Origin of the sequence: Streptomyces sp. BPTC-684, assembly GCF_030028635.1 — a bacterium.
In the GTDB taxonomy this organism is placed as follows: Bacteria; Actinomycetota; Actinomycetes; order Streptomycetales; family Streptomycetaceae; genus Streptomyces; species Streptomyces noboritoensis.
In genome coordinates this window covers 4,125,685-4,139,380 of record NZ_CP124863.1, presented here as the reverse complement: position 1 = coordinate 4,139,380, position 13,696 = coordinate 4,125,685, and the positions used below count along the sequence as shown (strand labels likewise).

Genomic DNA, 13,696 nt, shown 5'->3' with positions numbered 1-13,696 from the left:
CGTACGCGTGCAGGGAGCGCGCGGCTGAGCCTTCGTGCGCCCGGGGGGCGCCCCCTCGCCCCATTCATCACCCCTGTCACAACCATCCCCTTCCCGTCACACATGTCTCCATTACGCGAGTCTTGCGTCACAGAGAGTCGACAGCCGCACCCCCGCCTTCACTCTCCGTCGTTCAACGGGCACAGGCTGAGTGATCGTCAAGTGCCCGCGCCCAGCTCCCCCGACGGCCGCCAGACCGCCGCTGCGGCGCACGCAGGGAGGTGCCCACCATGACCGACCGACGACTCTGGTCGTACAAGGAGATCGCCGCGCACATCCGCGTACAGCCGGACACGGTCCGCTCGTACCGCAAGCACGGGCTGCTGCCCCCGCCCGACACCGTCGAGAACGGCAAGCCCTTCTGGTACGCCGACACCATCCGCACCTGGGTCGCGAGCCGCCCGGGGAACCGGAGCCGCAGGACGAACGACTGACTGAGGAGGTGGAGCGGGTACTGGATTAATACCCCCTAGGGGTATAACGTGGAACCTGTCAGTGGGTCTCGGCTTCCCCGTGACCCCCTGGTGCACCATGGATCCGTACCGCCCCACAGAGGAGAACTCCATGACCTCCGAGACCGAAGCCGCCGTCGCCACGACCGGCTCCTGCTGCTCGCCCGCCGGTTCCTGCCACAGCGACGGCCCGGCCGACGTCCAGGTCGGCTCCGTCACCACCGTGTACAAGGTCTCCGGCATGACCTGCGGGCACTGCGAGGGCGCCGTGTCGGGCGAGATCGGCGAGATCGCCGGCGTCGGTTCGGTGAAGGCCGTCGCCGCGACCGGTGAGGTGACCGTCGTCTCGGCCGCGCCGCTGGACGACGAGGCCGTCCGCGCGGCGGTCGACGAGGCCGGCTTCGAGCTGGTCGGCCGGGCCTGAAGCCCGATCTTCCGCTTCCGGGCCGTACGACGAGCGCATCCGCGCCGTACGGCCCGGTCTCTTTTTCAGGAGCTCACGTGGAGACCAACGTGGAAAGCAACCTGGTCGAGCTGACCATCGGCGGCATGACGTGCGCCTCGTGCGCGGCCCGCATCGAGAAGAAGCTGAACCGGATGGACGGGGTCGAGGCGACGGTCAACTACGCGACCGAGAAGGCGAAGGTCGCCTTCGGCGACGGCGTCGAGGTGGCGGGCCTGGTCGCGACGGTCGTGAAGATGGGGTACACGGCGGAGTCGCTGGCGCCGCCCGAGCCGCCGCCTCCCCCGATGGCCGTCGCCGCCCCTGAGGCGGACCGGCGGGAGCCGAGCGCGCCCCCCGTCGACACGCGCCCGGACGCGGCGGCCGCCGCCGAGAGCCGTGCGGCCCAGGCGCTTGCCGCGCTGCGGCAGCGGCTCCAGGTCTCGGCGCTGCTCGCCGCGCCCGTCGTGCTGCTCGCCATGGTCCCCTCGCTGCAGTTCGACAACTGGCAGTGGCTGAGCCTGACGCTCGCCGCGCCGGTCGTCGTCTGGGGCGGGCTGCCCTTCCACAAGGCCGCCTGGACCAATCTGAAGCACAGCGCGGCCACCATGGACACCCTCGTCTCGGTGGGCACCCTCGCCGCCTTCCTCTGGTCGCTGTGGGCGCTGTTCTTCGGCGACGCGGGCAAGCCCGCGATGCGCCACGGCTTCGACGCCATGGCCAACAGCACGCACGGCGCGTCCACCATCTACCTCGAAGTCGCCGCCGGGGTCGTCACCTTCATCCTGCTCGGCCGCTATCTGGAGGCCCGCTCCAAGCGGAAGGCGGGCGCGGCCCTGCGGGCGCTGCTCGAACTCGGAGCCAAGGACGTGGCCGTCCTGCGCGGCGGCGGTGAAGTGCGCATACCCATCGGGGAGTTGCGGGTCGGGGACCGGTTCCTGGTGCGGCCCGGCGAGACGGTCGCGACCGACGGCACGGTCGTGGAGGGCGCGTCCGCCGTGGACACGTCCATGCTGACCGGCGAGTCCGTCCCGGTCGACGTGAGCGCGGGCGACGGTGTCACCGGCGCCACCGTCAACGTGGGCGGCCGGCTGGTCGTCGAGGCGACCCGGGTCGGCGCCGACACCCAGCTGGCCCGGATGGCCCGTCTGGTGGAGGACGCGCAGAACGGCAAGGCCGAGGTCCAGCGCCTCGCCGACCGCATCTCCGGCGTCTTCGTCCCCGTCGTCCTGCTCATCTCGCTCGGCACGCTCGTCGGCTGGCTGCTCGCCACCGACGACATCACCGCGTCCTTCACGGCCGCCGTCGCGGTCCTGATCATCGCCTGCCCGTGCGCCCTGGGGCTCGCGACCCCGACCGCGCTCATGGTCGGCACCGGGCGCGGCGCCCAGCTCGGCATCCTCATCAAGGGCCCCGAGGTCCTGGAGACCACCCGCCGCGTCGACACCGTCGTCCTCGACAAGACGGGCACGGTCACCACGGGGCAGATGACCCTGTACGACGTGTACGCGGCGGACGACACCGACGAGAAGGAAGTCCTGCGGTACGCGGGCGCCCTGGAGCACTCCTCCGAGCACCCCATCGCCCGCGCCGTCGCCCGGGGCGCCGCCGAGCGGACCGGGGAGCTGCCCGTGCCCGAGTCCTTCCTGGCCCTGCCCGGGCGCGGGGTGGAGGGCGTGGTGGAGGGGCACAAGGTCTTCGTGGGGCGGGGCGTCGAACTGCCCACCGCGCTGGCGGCCGCCAAGGAGGCCGCCGAGGCCGAGGGGCGCACCGCCGTCGTGGTGGCCTGGGACGGGGCCGCCCGGGGCGTGCTGACCGTCGCCGACGCGGTGAAGGAGACCAGCGCCGAGGCGGTGTCCCTGCTGCGCGGCCTCGGGCTGCGGCCGGTCCTGCTGACCGGGGACAACCGGGCGGTGGCCGAGTCGGTGGCGGCCCGGGTCGGGATCGCCGCCGAGGACGTCCACGCCGAGGTGCTGCCCGAGGACAAGGTCGACGTGGTCAAGCGGCTCCAGGCCGAGGGCCGTTCGGTGGCGATGGTGGGCGACGGCGTCAACGACGCGGCCGCGCTGGCCACCGCCGATCTGGGGCTGGCGATGGGCACCGGCACGGACGCGGCGATAGAGGCGTCCGACCTGACCCTCGTACGGGGGGACTTGCGGGTCGCGGCCGACGCGATCCGGCTCTCCCGGCGCACCCTGGCGACCATCAAGGGCAACCTGTTCTGGGCCTTCGGCTACAACGTGGCCGCGGTTCCGCTCGCCGCGGCGGGCCTGCTGAACCCCATGATCGCGGGCGCGGCTATGGCGTTCTCCTCGGTCTTCGTGGTAACCAACAGCCTACGGTTGCGCTCCTTCACCTGATCTCCACAAAGAGAGCTAGATCACAGAGATTATGAGGTAACCATCGGACCGGTTCGGGAGTCTAAGTGGTCGATGCCGAGGACGTCTTGGGGGACGTCCATGGAATGTCTTGGGGGACGTTCCAGGCAGCGCGTTGGCCGGGGCACGTACAACGGGGAGCTTTGAGCGGCCCACCTGTTACGTACGTACCCCGGCAGACCGCCGGACTCCCGGCCGGATCCCGTGGGGGGAATCCGCACCGGGTAAATGGGAAGCGCCCCGGCCGCCGACCCGTGGGGGGATCGGTGGGCGGGGCGCTTCTGTATGTTTTTTGGGGGGCGCTACGCGCCCCTTCTAGGGGCGCGGGGAACTGCGCGACCAGCCACGCACGGTCCGCAGCAGAATCACCGCACCCAGCGAAGCGTTATCGCGCCTCGACCGGCACGAAGTCGCGCAGGACCTCGCCCGTGTAGATCTGGCGCGGGCGGCCGATGCGCGAACCCGGCTCCTTGATCATCTCGTGCCACTGGGCGATCCAGCCCGGCAGGCGGCCCAGCGCGAACAGGACCGTGAACATCTCGGTCGGGAAGCCCATCGCGCGGTAGATCAGACCCGTGTAGAAGTCCACGTTCGGGTACAGGTTGCGCGAGACGAAGTACTCGTCGGAGAGCGCGTGCTCCTCCAGCTTCAGCGCGATGTCGAGCAGCTCGTCGGACTTGCCGAGGGCCGACAGGACGTCGTGCGCGGCAGCCTTGATGATCTTCGCGCGCGGGTCGAAGCTCTTGTAGACCCGGTGGCCGAAGCCCATCAGACGGACGCCGTCCTCCTTGTTCTTCACCTTGCGGATGAAGGAGTCGACGTCGCCGCCGTTGGCCTGGATGCCTTCCAGCATCTCCAGGACCGACTGGTTGGCGCCACCGTGCAGGGGGCCCCACAGCGCCGAGATGCCCGCCGAGATCGAGGCGAACATGTTGGCCTGCGACGAGCCGACCAGCCGGACCGTGGAGGTCGAGCAGTTCTGCTCGTGGTCCGCGTGCAGGATCAGCAGCTTGTCGAGCGCCGAGACGACGACCGGGTCCAGCTCGTACTCCTGCGCCGGGACCGAGAACGTCATCCGCAGGAAGTTCTCGACGTAGCCGAGGTCGTTGCGCGGGTAGACGAACGGGTGGCCGATCGACTTCTTGTACGCGTACGCCGCGATCGTCGGAAGCTTGGCGAGCAGGCGGATCGTCGAGAGGTGACGCTGCTGCTCGTCGAACGGGTTGTGGCTGTCCTGGTAGAACGTGGACAGCGCGGAGACGACCGAGGACAGCATCGCCATCGGGTGGGCGTCCCGCGGGAAGCCGTCGAAGAAGCGCTTGACGTCCTCGTGCAGCAGCGTGTGCTGGGTGACCTCGCTCTTGAACGTCGACTGCTGGTCGACCGTCGGCAGCTCACCGTTGATGAGCAGGTACGCGACCTCCAGGAAGGTCGAGCGCTCGGCCAGCTGCTCGATCGGGTAACCGCGGTAGCGCAGGATGCCCTGCTCGCCGTCGAGGTACGTGATGGCGGATTTATAGGCGGCAGTGTTGCCGTATCCGCTGTCCAGGGTCACGAGACCGGTCTGGGCCCGGAGCTTCCCGATGTCGAAGCCCTTGTCGCCGACGGTGCTGTCGATCACCGGGTAGGTGTACTCGCCATCGCCGAACCGCAGTACTACAGCGTTGTTAGCGTTCTCGCTCACGTCATCCCTCACCGACGTAGTGCCTCTTCTTCGAGGTGCCCTGACTGTCTCTACCATCCCCCATTTGGCTCAGCAGAGTGCACTCGGGGTCGCCCATTGGGCTTATTAGCGGCACTCAGTGCCGTCAACCTGCTCATCCTGCCCCCTTCGCCCCGGTTCTGGAAGCCCCGGGTGATGTTTCACACCAAAGCGCCCCCTGACAGCCGGTGAGCGAGTGCGGTAAAGCGTCTGCCTGCGGAAACCGTACGCACTGCCTGGCCGATCGCCTTGCGGGACCCGACCAGTACGACAAGTTTTCTGGCGCGGGTCACCGCCGTGTAGAGCAGGTTCCGCTGGAGCATCATCCAGGCGCCGGTGGTGACGGGGATCACCACCGCCGGGTATTCACTTCCCTGGGAGCGGTGGATCGTCACCGCGTACGCATGGGCCAGCTCGTCCAGTTCGTCGAAGTCGTACGGCACTTCCTCGTCCTCGTCCGTCAGCACCGTCAGCCGCTGTTCGTCCGGGTCGAGTGCGGTCACCACGCCGACGGTGCCGTTGAAGACACCGTTCTCGCCCTTCTCGTAGTTGTTCCGGATCTGGGTGACCTTGTCGCCCACCCGGAACACCCTGCCGCCGAGCCGCTTCTCCGGCAGGTCGGGGCGGGCCGGGGTGATGGCCTGCTGGAGGAGGCCGTTGAGGTTGCCCGCGCCCGCCGGGCCGCGGTGCATCGGGGCGAGCACCTGGATGTCGCGCCGGGGGTCGAGGCCGAACTTCGCGGGGATGCGCCGCGCCGCCACGTCCACCGTGAGCCGCCCGGCGTCCTCGGTCTCCTCCTCCACGAAGTGGAAGAAGTCGCTGAGGCCCTGGGTGAGCGGCGGGACGCCGGAATTGATGCGGTGGGCGTTGGTGACCACGCCGGACTGCTGGGCCTGGCGGAAGATCCGGGTGAGGCGGACCCTCGGCACCGGGCCGCCCTCGGCGAGCAGATCGCGCAGCACCTCGCCGGCGCCGACCGAGGGCAGCTGGTCCACGTCCCCGACCATCAGCAGGTGCGCGCCCGGGGCGACCGCCTTCACCAGCTTGTTGGCGAGCAGCAGGTCGAGCATCGAGGCCTCGTCGACCACCACCAGGTCGGCGTCGAGCGGGCGGTCCTTGTCGTACGCCGCGTCGCCGCCCGGTTTCAGCTCCAGCAGGCGGTGCACCGTCGACGCTTCGGCGCCGGTGAGCTCGGCGAGCCGCTTGGCGGCGCGGCCGGTGGGCGCGGCGAGCACCACCTTGGCCTTCTTGGCCCGGGCGAGCTCGACCACCGACCGCACGGTGAAGGACTTGCCGCAGCCGGGACCGCCGGTGAGCACCGCGACCTTGCTGGTCAGGGCGAGCCGCACGGCTGCCTGCTGCTCGGGGGCGAGCTCGGCACCGGTGCGCGCGGCGAGCCAGGACAGGGCCCGGTCCCAGTCCACGTCCTGGAAGCCCGGCATCCGGTCCTCCCCGGTGCGCAGCAGCCGGACCACCTGGGCGGCGAGGGAGAGCTCGGCGCGGTGGAAGGGGACCAGATAGACGGCGTTGACCCGCTCGGCCCCGCCCTCGGGCCCCGGGACCGGCTCGCGGACGACGCCCTCCTCGGCGACCAGCTCGCCCAGGCAGTCGATCACCAGGCCCGTGTCGACCTGGAGGAGCTTCACCGAGTCCGCGATGAGCTGCTCCTCGGGCAGGAAGCAGTGGCCCTGGTCGGTGGACTGGGACAGGGCGTACTGGAGGCCCGCTTTCACTCGCTCCGGGCTGTCGTGCGGGATGCCGACGGCCTGGGCGATGCGGTCGGCGGTGAGGAAGCCGATGCCCCAGACGTCGGCGGCCAGCCGGTAGGGCTGGTTCTTCACCACGGAGATCGAGGCGTCCTCGTACTTCTTGTAGATGCGCACGGCGATGGAGGTGGAGACGCCGACTCCCTGGAGGAAGACCATCACTTCCTTGATGGCCTTCTGCTCCTCCCAGGCGGCGCCGATGAGCTTGGTGCGCTTGGGGCCGAGGCCGGGCACCTCCACGAGGCGCTTGGGCTGCTGCTCGATGATGTCGAGCGTGTCCGTGCCGAAGTGCTCCACGATGCGGTCGGCGATGCGGGGGCCGATGCCCTTGATCAGGCCCGAGCCGAGGTAGCGCCGGATGCCCTGGATGGTGGCGGGCAGGACGGTCGTGTAGTTCTCCACCGTGAACTGCTTGCCGTACTGCGGGTGCGAGCCCCAGCGGCCCTCCATCCGCAGCGACTCGCCCGGCTGCGCGCCGAGCAGCGAGCCGACCACCGTGAGGAGATCGCCACCGCCGCGCCCGGTGTCGACCCGGGCCACCGTGTAGCCGTTCTCCTCGTTGGCGTACGTGATCCGCTCAAGGACCCCTTCGAGCACCGCGAGATTGGACATGATCCGACGCTACCGGTGGGCTCGGACAGTGCGGGACGCCTGTGGATAACTTTCCCGCCAGAGGCGGCTCGGAAATTCAAGGGGGCCCGGTCCGTATGACCGGGCCCCTCGATTCCCTCCCCTGTCCCTCCCCAACCGGCGTCCCCTCGGATCCCCCCGGATCCCTCCCCTGGAACGCCGACGCCAAGTAAGACACCCGTCACGCCACAAGGGTTGTACGACTGCGGGCAGTAATTTTTCCGGAATCTCGACGTGCCGACAAAGGGGGGTGGTCGTAGCGTTTCGCCCATGAGTGACGATTCCAGCTTCGAGCAGGACGTAATGAACGAGCTGGGGGACGACGGGCTGCGACAGCTCGCCCAGCAGCTCGGCACCGATGCGGCCGGCGCTCAGCAGGTCGTGGAGTCGGCGGCCTCCGGGCTCGCGGACGGGCTGCCCCCGGACGCGGTGGCCTCGGAGGCGGCGGCACCGCCTCAGGACGCACCCCTGCAGGGCGTCGCCACGCTCGGCGGCCTCGGTGGCGCGGTCGGCGGCGGCCTGATGGCCGGGGTCCTGGCCAAGGCGACGAAGCCGGTGGCCACGGCGGTCGCGAAGAAGACGGGCCTCCCGGTCGCGACGGTCACGCGGGGACTTGAGCTGCTGGTGCCGGTGGTGCTGGCGGTACTGAGCAAGAGAGCGGCGAGCGGCAAGGGACCCAAGTAGCCCGCCCGGAACCGCGCCCCAGCCCCCTTTCGAGGGGAAAGGCGTCACACCGCCTTCAAGTACCCCCCGTCCACCACGAAGTCCGCCCCCGTCGTGCTGCCCGACCTCGGGGACGCCAGGAGGGCCACCGCGTCCGCTATCTCCTGCGGGGTCACCAGGCGGCCCGTGGAGACGTTCATCATCTGGGGGGCCAGGGTGTCCATCACCGTGTCGCGGTCCGAGCCCGCCATCGCCGCGATGACGTCCGCCGCGCCGCCCTCCTCGGTCCACCACGCCGTCCGTACCGCCCCCGGCGACACCGTGTTGAAGCGGACGCCCTGCGGGGCGTACTCCTCCGACAGGACCTTCGTGAGGTTGGTCAGGGCCGCCTTCGCCGCGCCGTACTCCGCGTTGCCGACCGCCGGCTGACGCGCCAGGCCCGTCGAGACGTTGACGACGGCACCGCCGCCGGCGAGCAGGTGCGGCAGGGCCGCGCGGACCGCCCGTACCGCCGAGAACAGGTTGAACTCGAACATCGCGGGCCAGTCCGCGTCCGACGCGTCCAGGAACGACGTGCGCGGCAGGGACACGCCCGGCGGCGGGCCGCCCGCGTTGTTGACCAGGATGTCCAGACCGCCGAACTCCTCGACGGCACGGGCCACCACGCGCGCGGGGGCCTCGGGGTCCATGAGGTCGGCCGCCACGTGGACGAGCTCGGGGCGGGCCAGCTTCTCCAGCTCCGGGCTGGTGCGGCGGGACACCGCGACCACGCGCGCGCCCTCGTCGAGCAGTGTGCGGACCACCGCGAGGCCGATGCCCTTCGAGGCGCCGGTGACGAGCGCGGAACGGCCGGAAAGGTGCAGGTCCATGGGGTTGTCTCCTCGGGTGCGGCCCTCACCCCGGAAGGGGGCGAACCGGAGGCCGTGCACACGATCCTGGTCCGCCGCTCCCCCGCTCGCTGGCGGGAATCCGGCACCGAGTTGCACCCCGACAGCGGCTTCTGCGCGCGCGTACGTCCCGTCGGTCGAGGACCGCCACCCGGTCGCCGTGCACGCTGGCTTCTACGCGCGCGTACGTCCCGTCGAGCCCCGCACCATCAACTCCCCGTGCACCGTGGCGATCCCGCCCGGCGGCACCGGCTCCTTGCCCATCGCGAGCCGGCCCGCCCGCGCCCCCGCCTCGTACAGCGGCAGCCGTACCGTCGTCAGGGCCGGGACCGCGTCGGTGCTGAACGGGAGGTCGTCGAAGCCCGCCACCGAGACGTCGTCCGGGATGGACAGGCCCCGGTCGCGCAGGGCCGCGCAGGCGCCGAGCGCGACCGTGTCGTTGGCGGCCACCACGGCCGTCAACGACGGGTCCAGGCGCAGGAGTTCGACGGTCGCGTCATAGCCGGAGCGGCGGTCGTACGAGCCGTGGACGAGCGGGCCCGGCGCCACGCCCGCGTCCGCGAGCGCGGCCAGGTGGCCCTCGACGCGGTGGCGGGTCGTGGTGCGCTCCTCGGGGCCCGCGACATAGCCGATGCGGCGGTGGCCGAGCGCGAGCAGGTGCTCCGTCAGGCGGCGGCTGCCGCCCCGGTTGTCGAAGGTGAGCGTGGCCGCGACGGGCCCGGCGGGCCGTACACCCGTACCGGACCCGGACCCGGAGGGCACCAGCGGCGGCCGCCCGCACAGCACGATCCGGGACCCCGCCTCCGCAAGGCGTCCCAGCTTCGCCGCGACCGCCGCCGCGTGCTCGGGGTCCTCCAGGGCGCCGCCGGTGAGGATGACCGCCGCCGCGCGCTGGCGCTGGAGCAGGGTGAGGTAGGTGAGTTCGCGCTCCGGCGAGCCGCCCGTGTTGCAGACCACGGCCAGCTTCTCGCGGGCTCCGGGGCCGCCGCCGATCTCCGACTGGGCCGCGCCCGCCATGATGCCGAAGAAGGGGTCGGCGATGTCGTTCACGAGTATGCCGACCAGGTCGGAGGTGGCGGCGGCGAGCGAACTCGCGGGCCCGTTCAGGACGTAGTCCAGTTCGTCGACGGCCCGCAGGACGCGCTCGCGGGTGGCCGCCGCGACCGGATAGTTGCCGTTGAGCACCCGCGAGACGGTCGCCGGGGACACCCGGGCGCGCGCCGCCACATCCGCCAGGGTCGCTGTCATCTCTGCCTCCGGGCACGTCTGTTGGGCACTTGGGGTGGTCCGGCCGCGCGCCTCTTGTCGGCGGCGCTGTGCGCAGGCTAGCGTCCCCTTCGGTAGAAAGCGCTTGCTACGACTGTTACCAGTAGCTGAACGCTGAATCACCGCATCCCGACCGCCGGCGCGGAAGGAACCTCGACCGCCGGTACGGAAGGGGTTCAAGGGACGGAGGGGACTTCAGATGACAGCGAAAGCCGCACGCCGGACCGTGCGGATCGCCATGAACGGCGTCACCGGCCGCATGGGCTACCGCCAGCACCTCGTACGCTCCCTGCTCGCCCTGCGCGAGGCGGGCGGCCTCGACCTCGGCGACGGCACGGTCCTGTGGCCGGAGCCCGTCCTGGTGGGCCGCCGCGAGTCCGCGCTGCGGGCGATCGCCGAGCGGCACGGCCTCGCCCACTGGTCCACCGACCTGGACGCCGTGCTCGCCGACGACACCGTGGAGATCTACTTCGACGCCCAGGTCACCTCCGCCCGCCAGGAGTCCCTCGCCAAGGCCATCGCGGCGGGCAAGCACGTCTACACCGAGAAGCCCACCTCGACCGGCCTGTCCGGCGCCCTGGAGCTGGCCCGGCTCGCCCGGGACGCCGGGATCAAGCACGGCGTCGTCCAGGACAAGCTCTTCCTGCCGGGCCTGCTGAAGCTGAAACGGCTCGTCGACGGCGGCTTCTTCGGCCGGATCCTGTCGGTGCGGGGCGAGTTCGGCTACTGGGTGTTCGAGGGCGACTGGCAGGGCGCCCAGCGCCCGTCGTGGAACTACCGCGCCGAGGACGGCGGCGGCATCGTCGTCGACATGTTCCCGCACTGGGAGTACGTCCTGCACGAGCTCTTCGGCCGCGTCACCTCCGTACAGGCGCTGGCGACCACGCACGTTCCGCAGCGCTGGGACGAGGGCGGCAAGCCGTACGACGCGACCGCCGACGACGCCGCGTACGGGATCTTCCAGCTGGAGGGCGGCGCGGTCGCCCAGATCAACTCGTCCTGGGCGGTCCGCGTGCACCGGGACGAGCTGGTCGAGTTCCAGGTCGACGGCACCGAGGGCTCGGCGGTGGCGGGGCTGCGCACCTGCCGTGCCCAGCACCGCGCCGCGACCCCCAAGCCGGTGTGGAACCCGGACCTGCCCGCGACCGAGCCGTTCCGCGAGCAGTGGCAGGAGGTGCCGGACAACACCGGGTTCGACAACGGCTTCAAGGCCCAGTGGGAGCTCTTCCTGCGCCATGTGGCCCTCGACACCCCTTACCGCTGGGACCTGTTGGCGGGCGCGCGCGGCGTGCAGCTGGCCGAGCTGGGGCTGCGGTCCTCGGCCGAGGGCCGTCGTATCGAGGTGCCGGAGATCGCGCTGTGAGCCTGCTGCTGCCGCGCGCGGGCGGGGCGCTCGTACGGTACGAGCCGCGCCCGGACCCGGTCGTCGTCGCCCCGGGCGGCCCGCTCGTCTCCCGTACGGTCTTCTCGGCGGCGCACGTCGTCGCCGACCCGTACGCCGACACCGGGCCCGACGGGCCGGCCGCCGTCGACTGGGAGGCCACGCTCGCCTTCCGCCGCCATCTGTGGGCGCACGGACTCGGTGTCGCGGAGGCGATGGACACCGCACAGCGCGGCATGGGCCTGGACTGGCCCGTGGCCGCCGAGCTGATCCGGCGGTCGGCCGCCGAGGCGCGGGCCGTCGGCGGGCGGATCGCCTGCGGGGCGGGCACCGACCAACTCGCCCCGGGCGCCTCGCTTCCCGAGGTGACGGCCGCGTACGAGGAGCAGCTCGCGGTCGTCGAGGGCGCGGGCGCCCAGGCGATCCTGCTGGCGTCGCGGGCGCTGGCGGCGGTGGCGCGCGGCCCGGAGGACTATCTGGCGGTGTACGGGCGGCTGTTGGAGCAGACCGCCCGGCCGGTGATCCTGCACTGGCTCGGCCCGATGTTCGACCCGGCGCTGGCCGGATACTGGGGCTCGCCCGACCTGGACGCGGCCACGGAGGCGTTCCTGGGGATCGTCGCCGCCCACGCGGAGAAGGTCGACGGCGTCAAGGTGTCGCTGCTCGACGCCCGCCGGGAGGTGGAACTCAGACGGCGGCTGCCGGACGGCGTGAAGTGCTGTACGGGCGACGACTTCCACTACCCCGAGCTGATCGAGGGCGACGAACAGGGGTTCAGCCACGCCCTGTTGGGGATCTTCGACCCGCTGGGGCCGGTGGCCGCGGACGCGGTACGGGCGCTGGACGCGGGCGATCGGGCGGGCTTCCGCGAGCGCCTCGACCCGACCGTCGAGCTCGCCCGCCACCTCTTCGGGGCGCCGACCCGCTTCTACAAGACGGGAGTGGTCCTGCTCGCCTGGCTGGCGGGCCACCAGGACCACTTCACGATGGTCGGCGGCCTCCAGTCGGCCCGCTCGCTGCCGCATCTGGCGCGGGCGTACGAACTGGCCGACGGTCTGGGCCTGTTCCCGGACCCGGAGGCGGCCGAGTCCCGTATGCGCACCCTGCTCTCGGTCTACGGAGTCACCTCATGAGCCCCTTCGCCCCTCTGGACCTCTCCCGTCTCAGCATCAACCAGATGACCGTGAAGCAGCTCTCGCTGCCCGAACTGGTCGACGCCTGTGTGGAGTCGGGCGTGCCGGGTGTCGGGCTGTGGCGCGAGCCGGTGCGGGCGTACGGCGTCGAGGCGGCCGCGCGGCTCGTCCGGGACGCCGGGCTGAGCGTCACCACGCTGTGCCGGGGCGGCTTCTTCACGACGGGCGAGCCCCACGCGCGCGTACGTGCGCTCGACGACAACCGGGCGGCCATCGACGAGGCGGCCACCCTCGGCACGGACACGCTGGTGCTGGTCTCGGGCGGGCTGCCCGAGGGCAGCCGGGACCTGGCCGGGGCGCGGGAGCGGGTCGCCGACGCCCTGGCCGAGCTCGGGCCGTACGCGCGCGCCCGGGGCGTACGCCTGGCGATCGAGCCGCTGCACCCGATGTACGCCTCGGACCGCTGCGTCGTCTCCACCCTCGGCCAGGCCCTGGAGCTCGCCGAGCGGTTCCCGGCCGAGGAGGTCGGCGTGGTCGTCGACACCTACCACGTCTGGTGGGACGACCTGGCCCCGGCCGCCGCGGCCCGCGCCGGGGCGGGCGGCCGCATCCACTCCTTCCAACTGGCCGACTGGGTCACGCCGTTGCCCGCCGGGGCCCTGACCGGACGCGGCCAGCTCGGGGACGGCGTGATCGACCTGCGGGGCTGGTACGAGCGGGTGGGCGCGGCGGGCTACACGGGCCCCGTGGAGGTCGAGCTGTTCAACGAGGGGCTGTGGGGACGGGAGGGGGTGGAGGTGCTGCGGGAGACGGTGGAGCGGTTCGGGGAGGTGGTGCGGGGCGGGTCGGCTGTGCCGGGTGCATCGGTTGTGCCGGGTGGATCGGTGTCACCTCTGGCGCCCGCCGGGCCGACGTCCGCACCTCCCTCCGGTTCCCCCGCACGGTGACCCCCGCCCG

At 71.7% G+C, this 13,696-nt stretch carries 11 protein-coding genes; 7 read left to right on the top strand and 4 right to left on the bottom strand.

The features are described 5' to 3' along the window. Positions 1-269 precede the first annotated feature (269 nt). The 3 genes from QIY60_RS18280 to QIY60_RS18270 all read left to right on the top strand — a co-directional run bounded on the left by QIY60_RS18280 (position 270) and on the right by QIY60_RS18270 (position 3,293). On the top strand, positions 270-473 hold the full coding sequence (locus QIY60_RS18280) for a MerR family transcriptional regulator (RefSeq protein ID WP_283143417.1): 204 nt from the start codon (positions 270-272) through the stop codon (positions 471-473). 130 nt (positions 474-603) lie between these two features. Then, positions 604-915: a heavy-metal-associated domain-containing protein gene (locus QIY60_RS18275; protein WP_283143416.1), complete on the top strand. Its 312-nt coding sequence runs from the start codon at positions 604-606 to the stop codon at positions 913-915. 77 nt (positions 916-992) lie between these two features. Then, positions 993-3,293: a heavy metal translocating P-type ATPase gene (locus QIY60_RS18270; protein WP_283143415.1), complete on the top strand. Its 2,301-nt coding sequence runs from the start codon at positions 993-995 to the stop codon at positions 3,291-3,293. A gap of 403 nt (positions 3,294-3,696) precedes the next feature. On the opposite strand, the gene QIY60_RS18265 is transcribed toward QIY60_RS18270, so the two are convergent. Further along, the gene (locus QIY60_RS18265) at positions 3,697-4,995 is read right to left on the bottom strand and encodes a citrate synthase (RefSeq protein WP_283143414.1); all 1,299 of its coding nucleotides are present in this window, start codon (positions 4,993-4,995) and stop codon (positions 3,697-3,699) included. A 179-nt stretch (positions 4,996-5,174) separates the two neighbouring features. Next, positions 5,175-7,391 (bottom strand): ATP-dependent RecD-like DNA helicase, encoded by a 2,217-nt coding sequence (locus QIY60_RS18260; protein WP_283143413.1) that lies wholly within the window; start codon positions 7,389-7,391, stop codon positions 5,175-5,177. A 288-nt stretch (positions 7,392-7,679) separates the two neighbouring features. Between QIY60_RS18260 and QIY60_RS18255 the strand changes: the two genes are divergently transcribed. Continuing rightward, complete coding sequence (locus QIY60_RS18255; protein ID WP_283143412.1) at positions 7,680-8,093, top strand: DUF937 domain-containing protein; 414 nt, start codon at positions 7,680-7,682, stop codon at positions 8,091-8,093. A 44-nt stretch (positions 8,094-8,137) separates the two neighbouring features. Here the strand turns inward: QIY60_RS18255 and QIY60_RS18250 are convergent, their stop codons facing one another. Together QIY60_RS18250 and QIY60_RS18245 are read right to left on the bottom strand one after the other, a co-directional pair. Further along, complete coding sequence (locus QIY60_RS18250) at positions 8,138-8,941, bottom strand: SDR family oxidoreductase (protein WP_283143411.1); 804 nt, start codon at positions 8,939-8,941, stop codon at positions 8,138-8,140. Between the two features lie 192 nt (positions 8,942-9,133). Then, positions 9,134-10,207: a LacI family DNA-binding transcriptional regulator gene (locus tag QIY60_RS18245; protein ID WP_283143410.1), complete on the bottom strand. Its 1,074-nt coding sequence runs from the start codon at positions 10,205-10,207 to the stop codon at positions 9,134-9,136. Between the two features lie 217 nt (positions 10,208-10,424). Between QIY60_RS18245 and QIY60_RS18240 the strand changes: the two genes are divergently transcribed. Genes QIY60_RS18240 through QIY60_RS18230 form a run of 3 tightly spaced genes read left to right on the top strand, consistent with a single transcriptional unit; the run spans position 10,425 to position 13,686 of the window. Beyond that, positions 10,425-11,588 (top strand): Gfo/Idh/MocA family oxidoreductase, encoded by a 1,164-nt coding sequence (locus QIY60_RS18240; RefSeq protein ID WP_283143409.1) that lies wholly within the window; start codon positions 10,425-10,427, stop codon positions 11,586-11,588. Beyond that, the gene (locus tag QIY60_RS18235; protein ID WP_283143408.1) at positions 11,585-12,739 is read left to right on the top strand and encodes a dihydrodipicolinate synthase family protein; all 1,155 of its coding nucleotides are present in this window, start codon (positions 11,585-11,587) and stop codon (positions 12,737-12,739) included. Before QIY60_RS18240 ends, QIY60_RS18235 begins: the two co-directional genes overlap by 4 nt. Continuing rightward, positions 12,736-13,686 carry a sugar phosphate isomerase/epimerase family protein gene (locus QIY60_RS18230; RefSeq protein ID WP_283143407.1) on the top strand — a complete coding sequence of 317 codons (951 nt, stop codon included), beginning with the start codon at positions 12,736-12,738 and terminating at the stop codon, positions 13,684-13,686. Before QIY60_RS18235 ends, QIY60_RS18230 begins: the two co-directional genes overlap by 4 nt. The last annotated feature ends 10 nt before the right edge of the window (positions 13,687-13,696 follow it).

What these genes read in the sequence shown, in the direction of transcription:
- QIY60_RS18275 (WP_283143416.1), top strand. Translation starts at nt 604, where the DNA reads ATGACCTCCGAGACCGAAGCCGCCGTCGCCACGACCGGCTCCTGCTGC.
- QIY60_RS18250 (WP_283143411.1), bottom strand. Translation starts at nt 8,941, where the DNA reads ATGGACCTGCACCTTTCCGGCCGTTCCGCGCTCGTCACCGGCGCCTCG.
- QIY60_RS18280 (WP_283143417.1), top strand. Translation starts at nt 270, where the DNA reads ATGACCGACCGACGACTCTGGTCGTACAAGGAGATCGCCGCGCACATC.
- QIY60_RS18230 (WP_283143407.1), top strand. Translation starts at nt 12,736, where the DNA reads ATGAGCCCCTTCGCCCCTCTGGACCTCTCCCGTCTCAGCATCAACCAG.
- QIY60_RS18255 (WP_283143412.1), top strand. Translation starts at nt 7,680, where the DNA reads ATGAGTGACGATTCCAGCTTCGAGCAGGACGTAATGAACGAGCTGGGG.
- QIY60_RS18245 (WP_283143410.1), bottom strand. Translation starts at nt 10,207, where the DNA reads ATGACAGCGACCCTGGCGGATGTGGCGGCGCGCGCCCGGGTGTCCCCG.
- QIY60_RS18260 (WP_283143413.1), bottom strand. Translation starts at nt 7,391, where the DNA reads ATGTCCAATCTCGCGGTGCTCGAAGGGGTCCTTGAGCGGATCACGTAC.
- QIY60_RS18240 (WP_283143409.1), top strand. Translation starts at nt 10,425, where the DNA reads ATGACAGCGAAAGCCGCACGCCGGACCGTGCGGATCGCCATGAACGGC.